Origin of the sequence: Pseudomonas sp. H26/SER47-MNA-CIBAN-0231 (assembly GCF_040310465.1) — a bacterium.
GTDB classification, from domain to species: domain Bacteria; phylum Pseudomonadota; class Gammaproteobacteria; order Pseudomonadales; family Pseudomonadaceae; genus Aquipseudomonas; species Aquipseudomonas atacamensis.
In genome coordinates this window covers 1-234 of the sequence record NZ_JBEOPW010000195.1, presented here as the reverse complement: position 1 = coordinate 234, position 234 = coordinate 1, and the positions used below count along the sequence as shown (strand labels likewise).

Sequence of the window (234 nt, the reverse complement as noted above, 5' to 3'; positions counted from 1 at the left end):
GATTCAATGCGCGAGACATCCAGGATATCGCCGATCAGATCAAGCAGGCTGCGCGCTGCACCTGAGGCCACTTCGATGGCAAAACGGTCGGTCAGCCCCTGCTCGGCCTTCTTCATCGCCAGTTCCAGCATGCCGATCACAGCGTTCATTGGCGTGCGGATCTCATGGCTCATCGTGGCCAGGAAGGTGGTCTTCGCCCGGGTCGCAGTGTCGGCGTCGTCCTTGGCTTCGCGC

At 61.5% G+C, this 234-nt stretch carries 1 protein-coding gene; it reads right to left on the bottom strand.

Features of this window, described 5'->3' with window-relative positions:
- On the bottom strand, window positions 1-234 hold a 234-nt coding region (locus AAEZ10_RS27770), incomplete at both ends, for a histidine kinase dimerization/phospho-acceptor domain-containing protein (RefSeq protein ID WP_350571894.1).